Source organism: Exiguobacterium sp. RIT594 (genome assembly GCF_003339585.1).
Lineage (GTDB): Bacteria > Bacillota > Bacilli > Exiguobacteriales > Exiguobacteriaceae > Exiguobacterium_A.
The window spans coordinates 846612-868111 of record NZ_QPKF01000001.1 but is presented as its reverse complement, the minus strand read 5'-3'; the positions used below and the strand labels follow the sequence as shown (position 1 = coordinate 868111).

22 protein-coding genes are annotated in these 21500 nt (G+C 45.4%); 4 read left to right on the top strand and 18 right to left on the bottom strand.

From position 1 onward, the window contains the following. Positions 1 to 16: 16 nt before the first annotated feature. The gene (gene fumC, locus DVG79_RS04320; protein WP_114595603.1) at positions 17 to 1411 is read right to left on the bottom strand and encodes a class II fumarate hydratase; all 1395 of its coding nucleotides are present in this window, start codon (positions 1409 to 1411) and stop codon (positions 17 to 19) included. 116 nt (positions 1412 to 1527) lie between these two features. Here fumC and DVG79_RS04315 point away from each other — a divergent pair, with 116 nt between their 5' ends. Then, entirely contained in the window at positions 1528 to 2835 is a 1308-nt protein-coding gene (locus DVG79_RS04315) for a hemolysin family protein (RefSeq protein ID WP_114595602.1), read from the top strand. 40 nt (positions 2836 to 2875) lie between these two features. On the opposite strand, the gene DVG79_RS04310 is transcribed toward DVG79_RS04315, so the two are convergent. From DVG79_RS04310 to DVG79_RS04300, 3 genes are read right to left on the bottom strand one after another with little or no spacing between them, the layout of a single operon-like run. Then, positions 2876 to 3271 carry a ribonuclease HI family protein gene (locus DVG79_RS04310; RefSeq protein ID WP_114595601.1) on the bottom strand — a complete coding sequence of 132 codons (396 nt, stop codon included), beginning with the start codon at positions 3269 to 3271 and terminating at the stop codon, positions 2876 to 2878. Then, positions 3264 to 4223, bottom strand: a complete 960-nt coding sequence (locus DVG79_RS04305; RefSeq protein ID WP_158537516.1) for a CobW family GTP-binding protein — start codon at positions 4221 to 4223, stop codon at positions 3264 to 3266. Before DVG79_RS04305 ends, DVG79_RS04310 begins: the two co-directional genes overlap by 8 nt. A gap of 11 nt (positions 4224 to 4234) precedes the next feature. Beyond that, positions 4235 to 5425, bottom strand: a complete 1191-nt coding sequence (locus DVG79_RS04300; RefSeq protein ID WP_158537515.1) for an HD domain-containing protein — start codon at positions 5423 to 5425, stop codon at positions 4235 to 4237. Positions 5426 to 5572: 147 nt separating this feature from the next. Here DVG79_RS04300 and DVG79_RS04295 point away from each other — a divergent pair, with 147 nt between their 5' ends. Next, positions 5573 to 6055, top strand: coding sequence for a hypothetical protein (locus DVG79_RS04295; RefSeq protein ID WP_114595599.1), 483 nt, complete (start codon positions 5573 to 5575; stop codon positions 6053 to 6055). Between the two features lie 259 nt (positions 6056 to 6314). Here the strand turns inward: DVG79_RS04295 and DVG79_RS04290 are convergent, their stop codons facing one another. From DVG79_RS04290 to yvfG, 10 genes are all read right to left on the bottom strand, one after another. After that, the gene (locus DVG79_RS04290) at positions 6315 to 6896 is read right to left on the bottom strand and encodes a deoxycytidylate deaminase (RefSeq protein WP_114595598.1); all 582 of its coding nucleotides are present in this window, start codon (positions 6894 to 6896) and stop codon (positions 6315 to 6317) included. 52 nt (positions 6897 to 6948) lie between these two features. Next, complete coding sequence (locus tag DVG79_RS04285; protein ID WP_114595597.1) at positions 6949 to 8169, bottom strand: toxic anion resistance protein; 1221 nt, start codon at positions 8167 to 8169, stop codon at positions 6949 to 6951. Continuing rightward, positions 8156 to 8902: a 5-bromo-4-chloroindolyl phosphate hydrolysis family protein gene (locus DVG79_RS04280; protein WP_114595596.1), complete on the bottom strand. Its 747-nt coding sequence runs from the start codon at positions 8900 to 8902 to the stop codon at positions 8156 to 8158. The genes DVG79_RS04285 and DVG79_RS04280 overlap by 14 nt, the downstream gene beginning before the upstream one ends. A 270-nt stretch (positions 8903 to 9172) precedes the next feature. Beyond that, positions 9173 to 10519, bottom strand: coding sequence for a sodium-dependent transporter (locus tag DVG79_RS04275; protein ID WP_114595595.1), 1347 nt, complete (start codon positions 10517 to 10519; stop codon positions 9173 to 9175). Positions 10520 to 10716: 197 nt separating this feature from the next. After that, on the bottom strand, positions 10717 to 11601 hold the full coding sequence (locus DVG79_RS04270; protein ID WP_114595594.1) for a diacylglycerol/lipid kinase family protein: 885 nt from the start codon (positions 11599 to 11601) through the stop codon (positions 10717 to 10719). Then, positions 11598 to 13115, bottom strand: coding sequence for an ABC transporter permease/substrate-binding protein (locus DVG79_RS04265; RefSeq protein ID WP_114595593.1), 1518 nt, complete (start codon positions 13113 to 13115; stop codon positions 11598 to 11600). Before DVG79_RS04265 ends, DVG79_RS04270 begins: the two co-directional genes overlap by 4 nt. After that, the gene (locus DVG79_RS04260; protein WP_114595592.1) at positions 13112 to 13843 is read right to left on the bottom strand and encodes an ABC transporter ATP-binding protein; all 732 of its coding nucleotides are present in this window, start codon (positions 13841 to 13843) and stop codon (positions 13112 to 13114) included. The genes DVG79_RS04265 and DVG79_RS04260 overlap by 4 nt, the downstream gene beginning before the upstream one ends. 144 nt (positions 13844 to 13987) lie before the next feature. Then, complete coding sequence (locus tag DVG79_RS04255; protein WP_012370627.1) at positions 13988 to 14194, bottom strand: hypothetical protein; 207 nt, start codon at positions 14192 to 14194, stop codon at positions 13988 to 13990. 60 nt (positions 14195 to 14254) lie between these two features. Beyond that, positions 14255 to 14866, bottom strand: coding sequence for an NUDIX hydrolase (locus DVG79_RS04250; protein ID WP_114595591.1), 612 nt, complete (start codon positions 14864 to 14866; stop codon positions 14255 to 14257). Next, positions 14863 to 15093, bottom strand: a complete 231-nt coding sequence (gene yvfG, locus DVG79_RS04245) for a protein YvfG (protein WP_233494521.1) — start codon at positions 15091 to 15093, stop codon at positions 14863 to 14865. The genes DVG79_RS04250 and yvfG overlap by 4 nt, the downstream gene beginning before the upstream one ends. Before the next feature lie 80 nt (positions 15094 to 15173). On the opposite strand from yvfG, the gene DVG79_RS04240 reads away from it, so the two are divergent. Both DVG79_RS04240 and DVG79_RS04235 read left to right on the top strand, forming a co-directional pair. Next, on the top strand, positions 15174 to 16748 hold the full coding sequence (locus DVG79_RS04240; protein WP_114595590.1) for an FAD-dependent monooxygenase: 1575 nt from the start codon (positions 15174 to 15176) through the stop codon (positions 16746 to 16748). Positions 16749 to 16780: 32 nt separating this feature from the next. Further along, on the top strand, positions 16781 to 17089 hold the full coding sequence (locus tag DVG79_RS04235) for a hypothetical protein (RefSeq protein WP_114595589.1): 309 nt from the start codon (positions 16781 to 16783) through the stop codon (positions 17087 to 17089). 78 nt (positions 17090 to 17167) lie between these two features. On the opposite strand, the gene gpsB is transcribed toward DVG79_RS04235, so the two are convergent. The 4 genes from gpsB to DVG79_RS04215 are packed head-to-tail and all read right to left on the bottom strand — an operon-like array spanning position 17168 to position 21499. Further along, positions 17168 to 17491: a cell division regulator GpsB gene (gpsB, locus tag DVG79_RS04230; protein ID WP_114595588.1), complete on the bottom strand. Its 324-nt coding sequence runs from the start codon at positions 17489 to 17491 to the stop codon at positions 17168 to 17170. 5 nt (positions 17492 to 17496) lie between these two features. Beyond that, positions 17497 to 18057: an SLOG family protein gene (locus DVG79_RS04225; protein WP_026828107.1), complete on the bottom strand. Its 561-nt coding sequence runs from the start codon at positions 18055 to 18057 to the stop codon at positions 17497 to 17499. Next, entirely contained in the window at positions 18054 to 19238 is a 1185-nt protein-coding gene (locus DVG79_RS04220; protein ID WP_114595587.1) for a ribonuclease H-like domain-containing protein, read from the bottom strand. Before DVG79_RS04220 ends, DVG79_RS04225 begins: the two co-directional genes overlap by 4 nt. After that, positions 19235 to 21499 (bottom strand): DEAD/DEAH box helicase, encoded by a 2265-nt coding sequence (locus tag DVG79_RS04215; RefSeq protein ID WP_114595586.1) that lies wholly within the window; start codon positions 21497 to 21499, stop codon positions 19235 to 19237. The genes DVG79_RS04220 and DVG79_RS04215 overlap by 4 nt, the downstream gene beginning before the upstream one ends. Position 21500: the final 1 nt, after the last annotated feature.

Genomic DNA, 21500 nt, shown 5'->3' with positions numbered 1-21500 from the left:
AGACCCTCGTTTTCGATTATGCCTTTAGGTTAGGATGGACCATCTCTGCTGGAACGATCCACTGGTCATACTGTTCTTCTGTCAATAAACCGGTTGCAAGCGCAGCCTCTTTTAAAGTTGTACCCTCTTTATGAGCCGCTTTAGCAATCCGAGCTGCATTTTCATAGCCGATATGCGGATTCAGTGCCGTAACAAGCATCAGCGACCGGTCGACGTTCTCGGCAATGACCGTCCGTTCCGGCTCGATTCCGATGGCACAATGGTCATTAAAGGATTGAAGGGCGTCCGTCAATAAACGAACCGATTGGATGTAGTTATACATGATGACCGGTTTAAAGACATTTAATTCAAAGTTCCCTTGGCTTGCTGCAAAACCGATTGTCGCATCATTTCCGAGAACTTGAGCGGCTACCATTGTCAGCGCTTCACTTTGTGTCGGGTTGACCTTTCCAGGCATGATGGAACTTCCCGGTTCATTTTCCGGTATCGTGATTTCACCAATTCCGGCACGAGGACCCGATGCCAACCAGCGGACATCATTGGCGATTTTCATCGCATCCATCGCCAGCGCCTTGATGGCGCCATGTGAAAAGACGAGTTGATCATGACTTGTTAAGGCATGGAACTTATTTTCTGCGCTGACAAATGATTTCCCCGTTTCTTGACTCATTTTTTCAGCTGCCCGGTCTCCGAATTCTGGATGGGCATTGATTCCGGTTCCGACTGCAGTCCCGCCAATGGCTAGCTCCGTCAATGGCTCTAACGTCAACTCAATCATCTTTTTCGAAAGCTGTAACATACGGACCCACCCACTGATTTCTTGTCCCAGTGTGATTGGTGTTGCGTCCTGTAAATGTGTCCGGCCAATTTTGACGATGTCTGAGAAGGCTTTTGCTTTCTCGTCGAGCGTCGCATGGATGGCATCAATCGCTGGCAACAGTTGATCGATGACAATCGTTTTCGCTGCGATATGCATCGCGGTCGGATATGTATCGTTCGAACTCTGTGATTTGTTGACATCGTCATTTGGATGAATGACTTGCTTGCTTCCCCGTTCGGCAAGTTTCCGTGTCGCGACACGTGCGACGACTTCATTGACGTTCATGTTCGACTGTGTACCGGATCCGGTTTGCCAAACGACCAGTGGAAATTCTGCGTCGAATTGTCCGGCGATGATTTCGTCACATACTTCGGCAATCACTTCGGCTTTCTCTTGATCAAGGACACCTAAATCACGATTGGCTAAAGCCGCTCCTTTTTTGAGAACCGCAAATGCCCGAATGATTTCAATCGGCATTTTTTCTGTTCCAATCTTAAAGTTTTCCAAGCTCCGTTGTGTTTGTGCTCCCCATTCTTGTGCTTCCGGGACACGAATTTCCCCCATCGTGTCGTGTTCTAAACGGTATTCCATGCTAATTTCCCCCTTTATCTGCTGATACATTAATAGTTTAACGGAAACCGTCACGAATGGGAATGATAGAGGCCAGTTTGGGGAATAGTTTGTTATCAAAAAGGAGTGAATGCTAGATGTGGTTGATTAACTTAACAATTGTTTTACTTTTAATTCTGGCGAACGGAGTATTTGCGATGACGGAACTGGCTTTACTGTCCTCCAAAAAATCCAAGCTGCAACAATATGCGGACGACGGAAAAAAATCCGCTCAAATAGCCCTCGACTTTTTGGAACGTCCGACGGATTTGCTGTCGACCGTTCAAGTCGGCATTACCTTGATTGGCATCATCAACGGGGCCTTTGGCGGTGCTGCTTTATCCGCTCCGTTAATTGACTGGCTCGCCCGTTTTGAGTGGTTGGCTCCTTATGCCAGTACGGTCGGCTATATCGTGGTCGTCACCATCATCACCTACTTATCGCTCGTTGTCGGTGAACTGGTCCCGAAACGCATCGCCCTTGTCAGTCCGGAACGTGTCACGATGGTCTTGGCACAACCAATGCGCTTATTCTCGAGTATTTTAAGACCATTTATCTTCATCTTAAGTAAATCCACAAGTGTTATTTTTCGGATGATCGGACTTGATCGCCTTCAAACGGAAGACGAGACGGAAGATGAGGTTAAACAATTACTGATTCGCGGGACGAAAGAAGGAACGTTCGCCATGTCAGAAGCAGAACAGGTCTCTCGGGTATTTGCCTTTCATGATCAGTTAGCCTATGAATTAATGGAACCGCGTACGGTGACGGAATGGATTGACTTAACGGACTCACCGGAACAAATCTTAGCTGATTTACGGACTGCAAAACACCGGAATCTTCCCGTCGGTCACGGTGATTTGGATCACTTCGTCGGATACATCGATGCGAAGGAAATCCTGGCTGCCGAGCAACCGATAGCTGTGATTGAATCGATGATTCATACACCCCTCATTGTCCCAAAACAATTGCAAGCGACCGTCCTGCTCGAACGGATGCGGAAGGAAACGGTTTCGATTGCCTTTGTGCTCGACGAGTATGGCGGTTTTTTGGGAATGATTACGTTGTTTGATATTCTCGAAGCATTTGTCGGTGAAATCTCGACGGTCGAAGAGGAGCCGGAACTGGTGCAACGGACGGATGGATCTTACCTGGCGGATGGGTTGTTGCATATTGATGACCTGAAACGTGTTCTTGGTATCAAAACAGATTTACCGGGCGAAGCAAAAAACACGTATCATACGGTGGCTGGACTCGTCTTATATCTGCTCGGCGAATTTCCGGTCCGGGGAAGTCACGTGACGAGCAACGGTTATCGTTTCGAGGTCGTTGACTTGGATGGTCGGCGGATTGATCAAATCTTAGTCGAACGACTGGAAGATCCGGTCGATGAGACGTCTCCATGAAAAAACTGGCCGGATCTGTGAGATCCGACCAGTTTTTTGATTAATATTCATTTAAAGCATCTTTTGCCACTCGATCAGCTTTATTTTCCGATCGCGGAATCCATTTGACGAATGCTAGCGGTAAACGGGAAAACCGTTCGAATGCCGGATCAAAATAAATCTGAATCCGCTTATTTTTGGCAAACTCGCGTTCGACTGCCAACGAAACGGCTTCTGAATCCGTTCGGAAAGAAAATACACTTTCCCCTTGTGCCAATAATTCTTCCGCTAATTCCACTGCTTTTAAAAATGCCTGAAATTCAGCTTCATGATTATTCTCAGCCGTAATCCTAAATGTCCGTTCGATGACCTGACCTTCTGAATTTTTGCAAAAAATCCCGACTGCCGCATCATCATTCGAGGGACGGACTGCTCCGTCAAAATATAATTCAACCATGTTCTCTCGCCGCCTTTACACCTTTTCGAATCGCTTGTTCATCTAAATTTTTTCCGATGAAGACCAGCGTTGTTTGTTTCAGTCCTTCAAATTCACCACGTGTTGCCGTTCCGTAAATCATGCCTGTTCCTTGTAAAATGATTTTCCGATTCGTATCCGAGAAATGAATGATTCCTTTATAACGATATAAATCTTCCGCATACGCTTCGAGAATTTCCCGAAGAACGGCACCGAAGCGTTGCCGGTGCAACGGGACTTGTTCGGTAATCGTCAACGCGGTGAAGGACTCCGCTGCTTTTTGCAAACCGTCTGTTTGGTGTGCCAGCCGCTCTTCTTCCTGCTTCGGGAAATGAAACGTTTCGAATAACTGTTGAATCGGCGTGTCCGATTCGATCGTCGGTAGAATCAATGCCGTTGGATTTAGTTCCGATAAGCGTTTGGCTGCCACCGTGACCTCGTCCGCCGAAATCAAATCGGTTTTATTTAACAACAAAGTGTCCGCAAAGCCGATTTGACGGACATTTTCTTCAAACGTCAATTGCCGTTCCAGTTGATAGGCATCGACGACTGTAATGACACTCGAGATGTGATACTGTTGCTCGACTGCCGGTTCAAAGTAAAACGTCTGTAAGATTGGACCCGGATCGGCAATCCCTGTCGTTTCGACAATCAAACGGTCAAAGGCCATCTCACCGTCCCGTCTTTTTTTAGCAATCCGGAGCAACGCATCCCGCAAATCGCCACGAATGGAACAGCAGATACAGCCGTTTGTAAGTTCAATGACTTCCTCGTCACTGCGTTCGATCAGCGCCTCATCAATGTTTACGGCACCGACTTCATTGACAAGTAAAGCCACTTTTTCAATCGGATTCGCAACAATCCGGTTCAATAATGTTGTTTTCCCTGCCCCTAAAAAACCCGTGACGAGGGTTGTTTGAATTCGTGATGACATGTGTTCACTCCTTAAGTTAACTGCGACTGCCGCCATTTTTCTTTTCGTGCATCCAGTAAGTCGATGGCATGTAAATACCAGGCGTCTGTCGTCTGCGGGGTGACGCTTGATCCCCACTCTTTTTTGCCATGATGCGATAAAATCATATGCATTAACCGGTGGTACTGATCAACCGGAAGTCGGACTGCTTCTGTTTGTAGCGCTTGTTCCAAAACAAAACATCCATATGGCATATGTCCCATCAACACACCGTTCGGATCTAAGGCAATACCGGACAGTTTTTCATCGACCGGTTCTGCTTGGACCAAACGGGAAAAACGGTCCTCGCTCGCTCCGAGATGGGTATATTCAAAGATTTTTCCAATATCATGCAACAAAATCCCCAACAGTAATTCATCCTGATGTGGACGTTCGTTCAACAAGGCAATCGAACGTGCCGCCTGATATAAGGCATCAAAACTGTCATCCCAGGCAAATTGACGCATATCCCGGTCACTCGCCTGGAACAAGTCGTTTTTATGATCCGCTTCGGCTTCTTGGATACATTGTAAGAGCGTCAAGTTCGGCCGTTCCGATTGACAGATTCCAAAACCAATCGTCATCATACAAGCCGTATGTTTCAACAATCCGCCGATATAGGCATGGTGATGATACAATGCCGCCGGGCGGGTCGAAAAATCCTCCCAATATGTCGATAAAACACGGTGTGCTACTTGTCGAAGCGGTGCCTGCATCTCATCGATCAGACCAATTAATTGATTACGGTAGTCACGTGCAGATTCACCGGCAGGCATTTGCGGTAAAAATGCCGTGCCGGATTGATCGTGAACCGCTTTCACCCGCTGAACGGTTAATGACTTGTTGCCGGAATCAACGGGATATTCTTCGACTTTGGCAGAGATATGCACGATACCGGTCTCAAGATAAGGACGCATCGCCTCTTCCGCTGTCCCTTGGTTCAACCATTGTTTTCCCTTACATGCACCACTTGGAGAGTTGAAGGTAAATTGTAACCATTCACGACCTGTCTGGCTCGTTTTAATTTCAGCCGATGCGACGAGTAGGGTTTCTTCTACCTGTTCTCCCGGAACATGATTGGAAATCAGAAAGCCGGATGTCGTCTCGGTTCCTTCGAGTGGATAGTCTTGTCCGCTATAAACCGGCATCTCAAGCTCCGGAATGGCTTTAAATAATCGAATCATCGTCAACACTCCTCTCATTTACTCTGCCTTTCATGATAACAAATCTTTTCTGTTCCTGCATATGTTAAAACATTCATTGTAAGCGCTTCATTTATGATTTAAAATGACAAGTGAAGACAAATTATCCATGATAAGGAGGAATGCCGGATGATTTTTTCATTATCGACTTGTTATGACATGGTTCAAGATTCAGTATCGGAGCCGAATCCATCTACCGTAACACGTGAACAACTTCGCCAAGCCGTCTCTGTTTATGATCCGCTTGTTCTGAAAGAGCCTTGTTTGTTACACCAACTCATCTATCAAGAAATGGTCTTAGCATGCCAACAGGTTGAATCACTTGGTTTATCGCTTGATGCTACTCCTGTTAAGCTGTTGATTATATCCTCATTTAATCCGGGAGCGGGTTTGGGTGCGGATGAAATCAATCAGATGTCCCATTCAACGTTAAAACGGCAACTCGCAACGAACGATGTCGTTTTCTCGCGGTTCATCCAACAACTGTTTCTTCATCAAACACAACCGGACATTCTCTGCCAACGTTTGCTGACGGTGTTAGCCGGCGCGACAGCGAAAAAGGCGCTCATTCGAGCCGAGCGTCTTCAAACTTCCTGGGCTATTCTGCAGTAATCATACAAAAAGTCCTGACTCATTTGAGTCAGGACTTTTTTTCAACGACCTGGCATTCCAGCTCCTTGATAGACAATTCTAATGAAAATGCGGCATTCCGCTTCGTCATATTCTATATACATCATTGCAGAATATTGGAAATATGTCAATTTATTTTTCAAAAAAAAGTGGGACAACTTCGTCTGAAGTTATCCCGAATGGAAGAGTGAATAATTACCATGGCAATGCTTAATTTCATAATACAATGTGATGGAAGCGTTTACAAGTCTTTATCGAAAATTCTTTCAAGAAAATATTCTTCTGTTAAGGGACGATGAAGCACTTCAATCCCGCTTTGACGCATGAGTGTCAATCCATCCCCATATTCATATCCTGTCGAATAAACAACACGGTCGATTTTTGAGGCGATCAAAGCCAAACTGCAGGCATGGCATGGACTGTGGGTCACGTATGCTGTCGCATGACGGGCACTGGTCGAATCTGCCGCCAGTTTTCCGAGTGCATTGATTTCAGCGTGAATCTCATTCATCTTCGACCATTCATGGTGTTCTTCCTGATTGTCACAGCGGTAAAAGACTTGACCGTTATGTACGATAGACAAATCAGGATGCTTTTGACTTTGTCCTTCTGCTGCGGCTTTATAAAGAATGTTCTCTTGTTTTAAATAAATTTCATTGCAATTCATGTGTCCACTCGGTGTGCCGTTGATTCCGATCGAAATGGGTTTTTCATCCTTGACGATGACACAGGCAACAGATTTTGAAGCACATTTCGAATGCCGATCCGCCATCATCCGCGCAAATAAAAGCCAGGTTGTATCCCATTGATGTTGTTTTTTCATCACACATCTCTCCTTTTTGAATAAACCACTAAGGAACACATAAATGTGTTCCTTAGTAAGGGCGGTTTGGTAATTCACGATTTTTTGAAGCCACTTCCATGACTTTTTGTTTTAATTCATTTTCCATTCGTTCCAGCTCATGTTCCGCATCACGACGTTTTTGTTTACCGTCCTGTTGAATCCGTAACGTTTCGTCCAACGTTTCAATCAGATTTTGATGCGCCACTTTCAAGGATTCGACCGATACGATTCCTTTTTCATTTTCTTCTGCAATCTCGATGGAAGAATCTTTTAGCAACCGCGAATTTTGTTCCAGTAATTGATTGGTCGTATTCGTGACGTCTTTCTGCATCTGCAAGGCAGTTTTTTGCCGTGATAGACTCAGCGAAAGCACCACTTGGTTTTTCCAGAGTGGAATCGTATTAACGACCGCCGATTCAATCTTTTCTGCCAAGATTTGATTGTTTTGCTGAATTACACGAATTTGGGGAGCCATTTGTAAACTAATCGTCCGTGATAGTTTTAAATCGTGAATTTTCTTTTCGAATCGATCAGCAAGCTGAATCATATCATTCAACTCCTGTAACCGGGTCTGATCCTGTGACCGTTCGACTTCCATCCGTAACGGTTCGATTTCGTTTTCTCTGACGTGTGCGATTTTTGTTTCCCCTGCTGCAATGTAAAGATTCAGTTCTTCGAAGTATCGTTTGTTTTTTTGATACATTTGATCAAGCAACGTAATATCTTTCATCAGACCAAATTTGGAGCGATCCAGATTATGGACGACTTCTTCCAGATAAGCACTCATTTTTTCATACTGTAAAAAGTACGTTTCTGCTTTTTTCTTCGCCCGGCCGATAACCGGAACATTTGACCAGAAACTTTTCTTTTCCTGTAACGTGTCAGGATCCATCTGACGCACCCGTTGCATTAAATCCGACAACAGCTTCCCGGCATCACCGCCGTCTTTCATTTTCACTTCACTCAACACTTGATCTGAAAACTGTGACAATTCGCGTTGAACCGGTGCTCCGTACTGCATGACGGCATCTGATTTTTTTAAATCGATGACTTGAAGTAACCGTTCAATTTTTTGGCGTTGTTCGACCGGAACGTCACTTGGAATCATGTCTTCAACCGGACGGACCGGTACAGTGGGTTGGGATGAAGTTTCCGCAAGATTTAAATCAACGGACGGATCTGAAATCGTCGGTTGTGTCGTTGATTCTTCCTCCGGCCATTGTTGCCAGCTATTGTTATCAGAATGGGTCATGTTTATAACTCTCCTCCTGTTTTCGTTGTTCCGACTCTTGTGCCAAAACCTTTTCAATCGTCAACAATTCACGTTCTAAATCTACCGTATCGCCTTCCAACAACAGTGTTTGCTGTTGTTTTAGTTTTTCAGCGATGAGTTTGAGGTTGGATTGTAATTGTTCCCGTGTTTCCATTTGAACTTGCGCCCCTCGTCGTTCGAGATCTGCAAATTTTTCTGAGATCGAGAGCAGGGAATCTAAATAGAATGTAAAGAAATCACGGACTTTTTTGACTTCACGCGGCGCCGTAAACAGTTCTTCAAACAACACATGGGCTTCACGGGAAACGATCCGCATCTCGGACCGGATTTCACTATCACGAATCGCCGGAATAATTTGATCAAAGGATTGAAGTTTGACGAATCCTTCTTCGACTGTTCGTTGTAAGACTTGAAGCTCTAAATCATCCGTTTCATCAAATCTGCGTGTTGCTTGTTCCGGTTTTAAGATGACACTTCCGACGAACTCGTCTTCGTCATCCAGTAACAGTTTCTTTTTAACGTTTTGGCGTTTTAGTTCCGTTGATTTCCGTTCAGTCCGATACCGTTTTCCCGGTTTAGCGCGATAACCGCTCCAGATGAACCAGAGACCTAATGCAATGAAGATACCGGAAAAATTCAAGGCATCCGCCACTTGAAGAAATACGAACATCAGACCGATTGATCCAAGGACCCACCATGTAGAAGGCTTCATTTCATCACCACCCCTTTTGATTGTTTCTTCTATCTGTCTTCAGGTTAGTTATTTATTACTTATATCTTACCATTACGAATCATATAACAAAAAGTTTCCCGTTTTAGCGAAATGTTAGTCCTCTGTATTTCTTATTTCACCATAATCTATGACGTGTTGCATCCGCCTCAAGTTTGATTTCTGCGACCTTACCGGCGACAAAAAAAGTCCATCCGCAAAAAAATGCAGACGAACTTTTTCAAAAGACAGGTAGTCACTATATTTTTCTTCTTAAGAACCGAACAGCGGCCAAATCAAGATAATCAAAATCGCGACCGGACTCAGATAACAAATACTAAAACGCCAGAATGGCAGTAAGCGTTTCATCATCGGGCTTGTCACAAGTTCTTGTTCAACCAGGGTCCGGTCCAATTTAAATCCGGCAAAAAATGAAATTAACAAGGCGCCGATCGGCATGAGAATGTTTGAAACGGTAAAATCCATCCAGTCAAAAATCGTCTTATCCATCCACGTGATGTCAGATGCCAAACCAAACGACAGAGCGGACGGGATACCAATCACACCAATTAATATTGTCGCAATCATCGTATTGCGCTTTTTATCTCGGAAGGTCGCCGTTTCTTTCCGGTCAGTAATTGCCGATACTACCACTTCAAGCATCGCAATCGAAGACGTGATTGATGCGAATGCAAACAAGAGGAAGAACAGGACCAAAAACAGGGAACCGAATTGGATTTGACTAAACACCGTCGGCAGGACGATGAACAATAAAGACGGTCCTTCTGCCGGATCAAGACCCGAGGCAAAAACTGCTGGGAAAATGGCGAATCCAGCAAGCAAGGAGACGACGACATTCAGTGACACAATCCACGCAGCGGATCGATTAATTTGCCCCCGTTCCTTCATGTATGAAGCATAAGTCAGCATCGCTGATACGCCTAACGATAAAGAAAAGAATGCTTGCCCTAATGCACTAAGGACCGATGTCCGGTTTAAGGCAGAGAAGTCCGGTTCGATAAAGAAGCGGACTCCTGCCCCTGCGCCTTCAAGCGTCAACGAACGGACAACAAGAATGATGAAACACAGAAACAGTAGCGGCATCATGATTTTACTCATTTTTTCGATTCCGGCCTGTACGCCGCGTAAAACGATCACACATGTAATGAGCAAGAAAATCAGCTGTCCAGTAATGGCGTAAGCGGGAGAACCCGAGACTGTGGCAAATAATTCTCCTAAATCCGCTCCGCTCATCGCGGTTAAATTACCGGAAAACCCTAACACGATATAGATGAGAACCCAGCCACCGATGACACTGTAAAACGAGAGTAGCAGAAAACAGGCGATGACACCAAGCCAGCCAATAAACGTATATTTTTTATGACCAAGCTCTGAAAAAGCCTGTAACGCTGTTTTTCCACTCGTCCGACCGATTAAGAACTCTGCAATCAGGACCGGTAATCCGAGCAAGAGCGTAAAGGCTAAAAATAATAATAAAAATGCCCCACCTCCGTTTGTTCCCGTTGTATAGGGAAACTTCCAAATGGCGCCCAGCCCAATCGCTGATCCAGCTGCCGCTAAAATAAATCCGATCTTCGAAGCCCATGCATTTCCTTTCATGGCACTCGACCTCCTTTTCAAAAATACTTTTCCATTGTACAAAAGTTCGTCCGGGAAGTCATCCTTTATCAAACATTTTCTTTAAAGCGTCAAAGCATAACCGCATATTCGTGATGAATCAAATGGGTTTTAAGATAAAAAAATCGAAGTCCGCGTAATGGACTTCGATTAGTAAATAATTCAATTGGTGGACAGCTTTATACTAATGTATCGATTCGACCACTGTACATCTTTAAATATTCCGGTAATACTTTGACTTCGATTGGCGAATGCATCGCCTTTTCTCCATCCGTATCAATGACTTTCGGAGAATCGGTCTTCAGGGTGAAGCCGCTAGTCAAAACATGCGTAAACGACGGTTCCGTCGCTAGACCGATTTTTTGTAAGATGACATCTCGGATCGTCGTCAAGTTCACTTCGTCGACGATTACAAGATCCAGTTTTCCATCGTTGTAAGCCCCTTGCGACAGGTTGGTTTCAATGCCGCCGAGTGATTCGCCGTTCGCAGCTAAAATCAAGACCGCTTCTCCGGTCATTTTTTGACCTTCCGCTAACTCCAGTTCGTACGAAAAAGGCTCTGCTTCCATACTTGACCGGATTGTCGAGAGGTAATATCCCATTTTACCCAAGCGTGCTTTTTCTTCCGTATCAATCCCGATGGACGCTTCCGCAACAAGACCCAAACCAACGAAATTCAAGAAGTACGTATCATTGACTTGACCAAGATCGACTTCGACGATTTGCTGGGTCGCTATCATCTCAGCAGCTAGCCGGGGAACCATCGGCAAGCCCAAGGTCCGCGCAAAATCGTTACATGTGCCTCCCGGAATGATACCGAGAACCGGACGGTTTTCCAGTTTCGCGATCCCGTTGATGACTTCAAAAACTGTTCCGTCTCCGCCAATGACGACGAGCGCGTCAAAACCATCCGCTTCTTCCGCGAAATGTAAGGCATCCAGGGCTTGAGCCGTCTGACGGATGACGATTTCATCAAACATCGCTGCCAACGGATCAATCACATCCTGTAAAAGTCCGGCGCGGTTCGTTCCTGCCGTCGGATTACTGATCAATAATAATCTCATTTCAAAATTCCTTCTTTCCGTAAATAGTCGCGTGCGACTTCGTTCGCCGTTTTTCCACCATAAGCGACCGCTTCATTCATTTTCGACATCTCACTATCGGAAATTTTTCCGTCCAGCTGTTTTAATGCCTGTTCGACTTCCGGATACTCATCTAACGTCTCTTGACGAAGAAGAGGTGCTCCCTCGTAAGGCGGGAATAACTGTTGATCGTCTTCCAGGACAACCATATTGTATTTTGCGATTTCCGGATCGGTCGAATAGGCATCAATGACTTGGATGTCTCCCGACTCTACAGCTTTATACCGTAATTTCGGCTCCATCGTCACGACTTCTTTAAAGTTAACGCCATACTTTTCCTGAATCCCTTTGTAACCGTCTTGACGATCTTTAAATTCTAATGTGAATCCGGCTTTTAATTGATCCGCTACTTGCTGTAAATCGGAAATCGTTTTTAATTTGTATTGATCCGCTACTTTTTTCGGAACGGCAACGGCATACGTATTGTTGTAGTTCATCGGTGGCAGTAATGCCAGTTTTTGTTTAACAAGTCCGTCACGTGCCTGTTCAAAGACGGCTTGTTTATCGTTTGAGACCGGCTTTTCGTTGATTAGACTGGCAAGGACTGTTCCCGTAAATTCCGGATACAAGTCAATGTCGCCGGACTGTAGAGCTTTATAGACAAATGTCGTTTTCCCGAAGTTCGGTTTGACTTGGACATTCAAATCCGTCTGATCTTCGATGACTAATTTGTACATATTCATCAGAATTTCTGGTTCGACACCTAATTTTCCGGCGACGACCAAATCCGGTTGCTCGGTCCGTCCGAGCGCAAACGGTGTGATGATCAATGTCGCGATTAAGGCAAGTGCGACGACGAGTCGGCCCGTTTGGCGTTTTTTTGTAGCAACTTCCGTCTGTCTTAACAACGCATCAAACAAAAGTGCCAACAAAGCGGCAGGAATTGCACCGAGTAAGAGGAGATAATTATCGTTCCGGTCAATCCCGAGCAGAATAATTGAGCCGAGTCCTCCTGCACCAATCAAGGCGGCAATCGTCGCTGTCCCGATAATCAGGACCATTGCTGTCCGGATGCCGGCCATCATGACAGGTAAGGCGAGCGGCAACTCGACTTTCATCAGACTTTGCATCGGTGTCATCCCGCAAGCGCGTGCCGCTTCTTTCAAGGAAGGGTCTACTTCTGCTAAGCCCGTGTACGTATTACGAACGATCGGAAGAAGAGCATACAAAACAAGAGCGATGACTGACGGAACCGTCCCGATTCCAACGAGCGGAATCATCAAGCCAAGCAACGCAAGTGAAGGAATCGTTTGGATGACTGACGTGACGCCAATTGACCATTCACTAAACTTTTTATGCCGCGACAGATAAATACCGAGGGGAATTGCAATCAGACAGGCAATTACAAGTGATAGAACAGACAGTTGAATATGTTCAATTAAAGCCTGCAGTAATTCAGCTTTACGGTCCTGATACGTCTCAAACAATCCTGTCATTGGAAAGTCCCCCTGACTTGTCCCATGAACTCTTGAACGAATTCATCCTTACTGGCCAAGATTTCTTCTTTTGTCCCGATTAAAACGATCTCGCCCTCGTTCATTAAACAAATCCGGCTGCCGAGTTTTAACGCTTCATTCATGTCATGGGTTACGAATAAGATAGTTTTACCGAGTTCTGCGTTCAATCGCAATAAATCATTTTGTAATTGATCTCTCGAAATCGGATCGAGTGCCGAGAACGGCTCATCCATTAAGATGACGTCTTGTTCTGCCGCTAACGCCCGCATGACACCAACGCGTTGTTGCTGGCCGCCTGAAAGTTCACCCGGATACTTTTTTCTTAAATTCTCATTTAATCCGGTGAGTTGGAACAAGGTATGGACACGTTCTTCTACCTTCTTTTTGTCCCATTTCAGTAAATGCGGCACGACACTTACATTTTCTTCGATCGTCATATGCGGAAATAAGGCAATTTGCTGAAGGACGTAACCAATTTGACGACGTAATTCGTGTTCGTCGATTGACATAATCGGTTGACCATTTATCCAAATTTGTCCTTCCGTATGATCAATCAATCGATTGACCATTTTCATCGTGGTCGTTTTCCCACAACCGGATGGACCAATCAGACAAAAGATTTCCCCCTGATTGACTGTAAAATTTAAATCTCGGACCGCTTTCGTTCCATCTGGATATGTTTTTCCAACTGCTTTAAATTCAATCACGTACGATCCCTCCAACACCTTAATGTAGTCAAGTCTATTCTTTATTATCTTTGTAAAATTTCCCTCATTTAACTTTTCTGAAACCTGATTTACACGATTAGGAAACACAAAAAAACCGGCAGAAGATTCTGTCCGGTTCGCTGTTTATTTTGTTTTACGCTCTAATAATTCAATCTCTGATTTGATCAAAACTTGTTTCTCGAATTCAAAACCGAGAGATTCAAAGTTTTTAGTATGCGAGAGGTCACCCACTACTGTATTGGTTAATACAGCCGTGACTTCTGCCACCCAACCTTCTTTTGTTTTTACCATATCACCGACGATATAATCAAATAACTCTTCTTCTTCCATCTTCTTCATCTCCTGACACGTTCAGATATTCTTAATCATATAAAAGAACCTGTGAAAAAGCTAGTATTGCGTCAATGTCCGTAACATCTGCCGTAAAATTTTGGCTGTCAGCCCCCAAATTAAATACTCTTCATGTTCATAAAAATGTTCGACCGTTTTATACGTCCGGTCGACGTATGCATCACGATTCGCCAGACGATCCGTGGGTACGGTTTTACCGGGACGAATTCGCCACTCCATTTCGCCTTGAATCGGTTCCGCTGCAAGTAAATCAGCGAGTGCTACATAAAAGATGTGATCGACTTCCATCGGGGATGGGTCGATTTCCTCCGCTGTCAGAATGCCGAGGTACGGGTAGATGATGGAGCGATTCGGCGTCACAAGTGGCTCCAATGTCCCGATGATCTCAATATCCGTAGAACTGACGTTCAGTTCTTCCATCGTTTCACGAATCGCCGCTTCTCTTGGTTGTTCGCCCGGATCAATCCTTCCACCCGGAAAAGCAATTTCTCCCGGTTGCGATCGTAATGTCTTCGCCCGCACTTGGAACAACAGATGCACTTCTCCGTCCCGCTCCACTAAAGGAACTAAAACTGCAGCGGCATTTTTAGGAAGTTGTTCTGTCGAAGACGTAAATGCACGCTTGACATCATTTAATTGGAAATCCTTCATCGTGTTTCCTGCGCCACTTTCTGATACGCTTCTTCGAGATGACGCATCCGAACGATTAAATCGGCATTTTTGGCGATTCGATCCGCTAAAATTGATCCGGCCACAACTTTATAATAGGCATTTAATGCTTGAATTTTCGTCATGTACGCTTCGTTTTGCTGCATGTATTCTCTAAAGTTACTCATCAAACGTTCTGTCGTAAATAATTGCTCGTTCACTGCTCTCATCCTTTCAGACGGTTTGCCGTCCAGTCGATAGTTTAATGGTAGCGAGTTTCGGCTAAGAAGTAAAATAAGGGGGGCTATCCGTGAAGAAAAAAATAGATGTACTGATCATTGGGGCTGGACCGACCGGCTTAACATTAGCGCTTGCCTTGTCCCGTTACGGATTGACGTTTCGAATCATCGAACGGGCAAGCGGTCCATCTGTCGTTTCAAAAGCAATCGGCATTCAGGCCCGGTCGCTCGAATTGTTTGCACGCCTTGGTGTAGCGGATGCTTTAATGGAGAATGCCATTAAAATCAATCAAGGGAACTTATATGTTAATGGAGCCTGGCAGGCAAAACTTGATTTTACGGATTTAAATACACCGTTTCCTTTCGTCACGTTGTTGCCGCAAAGCGAAACAGAACGTATTCTTGAAACGCGTTTAAAAGAAGACGGTCATACGGTCGAACGCGAAACAGAGTTGACCGGCTTCGCCCAATTTCCGACGTTTGTTACCGCATCGATTCGAAAAAACGATGTCACGGAAACCGTTGATGCTTCTTTTATCATCGGGGCGGATGGAGCCAACAGCTTCGTCCGGCGCGAACTTGGACTTCCGTTCAGCGGTAAGTCTTTTAAGGAATCTTGGGCACTGGCCGACATTGAAGTCGATTGGCCATTATCTTCCGAAGAAGTGCATATCTTCTTTTCTGATCATGGTGTCATTGAATCCTTCCCACTTCAGTCGAATCTTTTCCGGATAACAGGAAATCTGACAAACGGGACTGTCCCGACTGATCATTCTGCCATTGAAGATTTCTTAAAAAATCGTGCAAAGGTTCCATTTACATTGAAGAAGGTCCATTGGTATTCCATGTTCCGGGTGCACAACCGAATCATTGAAAAATTCGGGCACCACCGGATTTATTTAATTGGTGACGCTGCCCATATCAATTCACCGGTTGGCGGGCAGGGCATGAACACCGGAATCGCCGATGCGATGAATTTAGCCTGGAAACTTTGGTGTGTTCACCGGTTCAAGGCAAGTTTCCCTTTACTCGATTCTTACAGCGTCGAGCGGCGTGAAGCGGCACGCGGTATTCTACGTTCTACGAACCTCGCGACTGAATTATTACAGATTAACATTCCATTTTTACTACCGCTTCAGGAAAAAGTCATTCGGAACAGCTTAAAGATTACACCGTTACATCACTACGTCACGAACCGGATCGCGCAACTTAACAGCAACTATCAAACGTCACGGTTGTTTGTTACACAAGGACGGTTCCCACTTTTGACACCACGTCCGGGAGAACCGATGCCTTATAGTGAAGTCGTGAATCCGCGAACGAAAAAAAATGAACTGTTATTACGGCGTGCGGATCGTAATTTCCTGCTCTTGCTGTTTCTCCCCCGGGAAGCGAACGAACAGATTCTCCTGCCGTTTAAGGAATTAGCTTATTCTTATCCAGATTTGTTTGAGACCGTTTCGATTCATCAGGAACTGAAAGATGACGGTGTCGTCGACCAAGGCGGTGAACTCGCCCGGAAGTTCGGAATCAAACAGGCCGGTCTCTATTTGATTCGACCAGACGGGTACATTGCGTATCGTCAACAAGGTTTGAAGATTCAACCCTTCTCACGTTATCTTGAACGTTTACTTTATGCCCGTTAAGAACGTATGATAAAGATGAGGTGAGGTTTTCCATGGACTTTAATACGATTCGGATTATATTGATTGTAGTACTTGTTTTGTGTTTTCTCTTCATCGTGACACGGCGGACAAAAGAGTCGTTGCGCTGGGTCTTGCTCGGCGAAGAGTTTGGAGAAAAGGGAGAGCGGTTGGCCCGTGATCATGACCGGCTCGAACAAGCAGGACTCCATGTCCGGATGGAACGCGGCGTCAAAACGTCGTTTCTGTTCCGTCGTTTCAGTAAGGATTTAGATGATCGTGTGGCGCTTTATGTCTTAAAAGAAGAGTTACCGGAAGCTGAAGTGCTTCTGCATCGTTCGTAATACGAAAAACGGATTCTCTATACAGAGGATCCGTTTTTTCATGTCATGTCCTGATACTTGCTATAAGTAAGGCAGCAATCAATCTTCTTGATGGGGACGTCCGAAAACCGCTTTTTCAAGATTAGAAATCCGGCGCAACATATCGTAGTTGGACGAATTAGATGGTGGAGCCGTCACTTCCGGTTCCACTCTTCGTTCTTCCCGTTTGAAACCGACAGAAGAAGATGAAGATTTCGCTTCTTCCAGTTCTCGTTTTAAACGCTCGATTTCCCGTTCAAATCCTTCATAATCTTTGATGACTTGATCAAGATAACCATCGACATCTTCAATCACATATCCGCGTAGTCCGGTTTTGAACTCTTTTTTGTAAATATCATCTGCTGTCAATAACGGCTTATACATATGCTTCACTCCCACTGTTCATTGTAGTTCTGCTCTTGTTCCATCATCGCTAAATCATCTTGCGTAATCAGAAACAATTGATAATCCGAACGTTCCATCTCTAGTTTAGCACGTTCCACTAAATACTTGGCGGATCCGCCGTGTTCTTCATCATAGACAGACAACAACCCTTGACTCTTTTGAATCATGAACTCTGTTTTGTTTCGGAACTGGGATGGATTTTCATACGGTTTTTGACTGATGGCATCCACGAAGTCCGCTTGATTCAACACAGCCAGGTATTGCGCTTGAACCGGCTCTTTCCATTTTGACTCTTGTTCCAAAAAAGGAAGCAGGATTCCCAACCGTATTTCCGGATACTCTTGTTTAAGTTCCAGAATGACTTCACATGCCCAAAGTTCACACCCTGGCGTGGCACTCGTAATGAACCAGGTCGTACCCATGTCCTCAATCAAACGGATTATCCGTTCCCGATAGGCAGCTTTTAAGATATTGATTCCTGGATGTTTTTGATCAAAAATCCCGAGTTCCGCCGGTTTATACCCTGTTACTGCAACGACATTCATCCGCGACACTTCCTTTGCAGGCGTAAGCTCCGATGGTCCAACTCAGCAAACAATCGTTCTCGCCGCGAAGCTAACAACTGTTGATTTTCTAATAGACATTTGGCTCGTTCAGTATAATCATAAGCAACGGAAGGTTGTTTGGCAATGTGCTCGGCCCATTTTGCCAGTTCGATGAATCCTTCATACGTTCCACTTTTTTCAAAGCAGATTTTAGCCTTCTCATGTTGCTGCAGTTTTTTATATAACCGTCCTTGACGCAACCAGCCTTGAGCCGTCAATTCGTCAGCTTGTCCAAAATGTTCGGCTGATTGTTCATTTATACCTAAATCCGCTAACCAGACCCCGATGTTCTCACGAATCCGTGACGTGGCTTCTTGGCGGTGCGTCACAAGCCGATTACATTCGTCATATAAACTCACCAGTGTCAAACAATCATGCAAATGGTGTTCTAATACGCCTTCCATAATCGCCGGATTCTGGTGTTCGACGTATTGAAAATAATGCATCGGTGCTAAAAATCCAGGTAAATCATCCATTCGTTCAAATCCAATTCGCTCCTCCATTGCCGTCAAACGGAATGAATCGTACATTCCTTTGAACATCCGTCGGCAGACATGGAGTAAATCCAAATGACCGACTTTCGGCAGACGGGGGACACGCTCCCGGACAAAAACGTGACGGGTCTTAATCTGCGGCCAATCAAAGCTTTTTCCGTTATAGGTGACGAACCGGACATCATCCCCGATATCATGCAGAAAATGATGATAAAGAGCCGCCTCATAATGCGGATGCGGTAAAAAATACTGCCGCATCAGCAACTCCCCTCGTTCAAAGCGGGCGAATCCGAGCAAAAAAATCGTCGTTCCCGTCCCCTTTAATCCGGTCGTCTCCGTATCGAAAAATATGACCTGTTCGAGCGGGACATCGAGGGCGAGTGGCGGATGGGGCAACTGCAACGATTCAAACACTTCGGCATACGAACGATATCCATGTTTGGCATGCAGTGGATACCGGTGATCAATCCGGACAATCCATTCGTCTTCAAACGTGAGGATATCTGCTCCTCGATCGAGCCATGCGGTTTGTTCGGCTGATGTCATTTGTTCCTGATCCGTCGATGAGGAGCTTGCTGTCGGCTCGGTCTCCGTCGTCTTCAACATCCGTCTCAGCTTATTTTTCATGATAATTCCTTCTCCATTTCAGCTAGCATTCTGATTGTCCGCTCTTTTTCATCAGACAAGCCGATCATTCCGATACATGCCGGACAACCATCCTGACAAGGACAGGTCTCGATTGAATCCCGTGCGGCACGTAGCATGACGCCACGTTGTTTGTAAATCGATTCTGCCAATCCGACACCGCCAGGGTAACGGTCATACAGATAGATGGTCGGTTTTTGTGTATGGGTTGCTTTGACCTGGGGCACAACGAAGACATCACTGGCATCACACATCAAATACAGCGGCGCGACCCGTCTCAAGCTGTTCGCGACCCCCTCGATGACTTGTTCCAGTTCCGTACTCGAGGAAGCTTCTTCCGGCAACGAAAACCAGACACCCGTTGTGTGAATTTCCCGTTCCGGAAGATGAATCGGACCTGATCCGATGTTTTCATGTGTTCCGAACTTTATTTTCTTGAACATCGTGGCCATACCCCGGACACTGACATCCCCTCTCGCGACACTAAAGTCTCCGTTCGTGTAACTGTCATCCTCATCGAGGACAGAAAGTTCGACTGAAAAATTGGCATCTGTATAGTAATCGACGTCTACGGCACGAACAAAGGCTTTTTTCTCTTCAAAATCCAAGACCTCGACCTGATATTGATCCGCCCCATGTAAATAGATCGCTTCATCATGCAACAGGGTCATCGCGCTAAACGTATCCATTTCTCCGATAACACGATTCGGGACTTCTGTTTGATCCACGATGATGACATTTTCCTGATCACTGGAGCGCAGAGAAATACCATGCGCCGGAAACGCATCATTCATCCAATAATAACGTTCCCCGCGTTGATGCAAAACACGTTCTTCGACCAGGTATTCGAGGATATCTTCTGTCTCCAGTGTCCCGAACGCCTCCCCCTGCCGGAACGGCAGTTCAAATGCCGCACATTTAATGTGATCGACGGCAATAATCAGATTATCTGGGTCGAGCCGTGCCGCTTCCGGTGATTGATTTAAAAACAATTCCGGACGTTCGGCGACATACTGATCGAGCATCCCGGAAGAAGCGACTAAGATGATCAACGCGTCGTCTTGTCGTCGACCGGCTCGACCGGCTTGTTGCCATAAGGAAGCAATCGTTCCCGGATAACCGTTCATGATACAGACTTGTAGTTGCCCGATGTCGACACCGAGCTCTAGTGCATTGGTCGAGACAATCCCGGTGATTTCACCTTTACGCAAGCGTCTTTCAATATCCCGGCGTTCACTCGGAAGATATCCGCCTCGATATCCTTCAATTGATTTCGGTCCCAGTTCAAACCGGATCAAACTTCGGAGATAGGTTAATAACACTTCAACCCGTACCCGTGAGCGGGCAAAAACAATCGTTTGAAACTTCTTTTTAATGAATCGCGATGCCAATTGTTTTGTCTCAAGGGTTGCCGAACGACGGATGCCGAGCTGCGCATTGACGATTGGTGGTTGATAGACGATAAAGTGTTTTCGACCGGTTGGTGCCCCGTTGTCGTCAATCAATTGGACTTCTTTCTCTGTCAAACGTTCCGCTAATTCTTTCGGATTGGCAATCGTCGCACTCGTCATGATAAAGATCGGATCACTGCCATAATAGCGGCAGATCCGTCGCAACCGTCGAATGACATTCGCGACATGGCTTCCAAATACCCCACGATACGTATGCAGTTCGTCAATGACGATATGCGATAGATTTTCAAACAGTTCAATCCATTTCGTATGGTGTGGCAAGATTCCGGAATGCAACATATCCGGATTCGTAATCACGATGTTCCCGGCTTTTCGAACTTTTGTCCGAATCGTCGGTGACGTATCTCCATCGTACGTAAAACAACGGATCGGCGCTTCCATCTCATCAATCAGCTCCAACAACTCACTGTTTTGATCTTGAGCCAATGCTTTAGTCGGATACAGATATAGTGCCCGTGCATTTGGATTTTCTAAGAGATGGGATAAAATTGGTAAATTAAAGCAATAGGTTTTCCCTGAAGCCGTCGGTGTTACAATCACCGTCGATGCGCCGCTTTGGACCGTTCGAAACGCTAGTTCCTGATGGCGATACAACGATGTGATGCCTCTGCCTTCTAGTGCCTGGCGTAAACGCTCCGGCATCTCTTTTGGAAACGGTGCATAACGTCCGACAGTCGCTTCCATCGTTTTCATATATGTGACACGTTCCATGAAGGAACGATCGGCTTTTAATTCTTCTAAATAGGTGACAAGTGATTGTCTTGATTCCATT

Bases quoted from the DNA above. Each gene is read 5' to 3' on its own strand.
- fumC (WP_114595603.1), bottom strand. From the start codon at position 1,411: ATGGAATACCGTTTAGAACACGACACGATGGGGGAAATTCGTGTCCCG.
- DVG79_RS04315 (WP_114595602.1), top strand. From the start codon at position 1,528: ATGTGGTTGATTAACTTAACAATTGTTTTACTTTTAATTCTGGCGAAC.
- DVG79_RS04310 (WP_114595601.1), bottom strand. From the start codon at position 3,271: ATGGTTGAATTATATTTTGACGGAGCAGTCCGTCCCTCGAATGATGAT.
- DVG79_RS04305 (WP_158537516.1), bottom strand. From the start codon at position 4,223: ATGTCATCACGAATTCAAACAACCCTCGTCACGGGTTTTTTAGGGGCA.
- DVG79_RS04300 (WP_158537515.1), bottom strand. From the start codon at position 5,425: ATGATTCGATTATTTAAAGCCATTCCGGAGCTTGAGATGCCGGTTTAT.
- DVG79_RS04295 (WP_114595599.1), top strand. From the start codon at position 5,573: ATGATTTTTTCATTATCGACTTGTTATGACATGGTTCAAGATTCAGTA.
- DVG79_RS04290 (WP_114595598.1), bottom strand. From the start codon at position 6,896: ATGAAAAAACAACATCAATGGGATACAACCTGGCTTTTATTTGCGCGG.
- DVG79_RS04285 (WP_114595597.1), bottom strand. From the start codon at position 8,169: ATGACCCATTCTGATAACAATAGCTGGCAACAATGGCCGGAGGAAGAA.
- DVG79_RS04280 (WP_114595596.1), bottom strand. From the start codon at position 8,902: ATGAAGCCTTCTACATGGTGGGTCCTTGGATCAATCGGTCTGATGTTC.
- DVG79_RS04275 (WP_114595595.1), bottom strand. From the start codon at position 10,519: ATGAAAGGAAATGCATGGGCTTCGAAGATCGGATTTATTTTAGCGGCA.
- DVG79_RS04270 (WP_114595594.1), bottom strand. From the start codon at position 11,601: ATGAGATTATTATTGATCAGTAATCCGACGGCAGGAACGAACCGCGCC.
- DVG79_RS04265 (WP_114595593.1), bottom strand. From the start codon at position 13,115: ATGACAGGATTGTTTGAGACGTATCAGGACCGTAAAGCTGAATTACTG.
- DVG79_RS04255 (WP_012370627.1), bottom strand. From the start codon at position 14,194: ATGGAAGAAGAAGAGTTATTTGATTATATCGTCGGTGATATGGTAAAA.
- DVG79_RS04250 (WP_114595591.1), bottom strand. From the start codon at position 14,866: ATGAAGGATTTCCAATTAAATGATGTCAAGCGTGCATTTACGTCTTCG.
- yvfG (WP_233494521.1), bottom strand. From the start codon at position 15,093: ATGAGAGCAGTGAACGAGCAATTATTTACGACAGAACGTTTGATGAGT.
- DVG79_RS04235 (WP_114595589.1), top strand. From the start codon at position 16,781: ATGGACTTTAATACGATTCGGATTATATTGATTGTAGTACTTGTTTTG.
- gpsB (WP_114595588.1), bottom strand. From the start codon at position 17,491: ATGTATAAGCCGTTATTGACAGCAGATGATATTTACAAAAAAGAGTTC.
- DVG79_RS04225 (WP_026828107.1), bottom strand. From the start codon at position 18,057: ATGAATGTCGTTGCAGTAACAGGGTATAAACCGGCGGAACTCGGGATT.
- DVG79_RS04220 (WP_114595587.1), bottom strand. From the start codon at position 19,238: ATGAAAAATAAGCTGAGACGGATGTTGAAGACGACGGAGACCGAGCCG.
- DVG79_RS04215 (WP_114595586.1), bottom strand. From the start codon at position 21,499: ATGGAATCAAGACAATCACTTGTCACCTATTTAGAAGAATTAAAAGCC.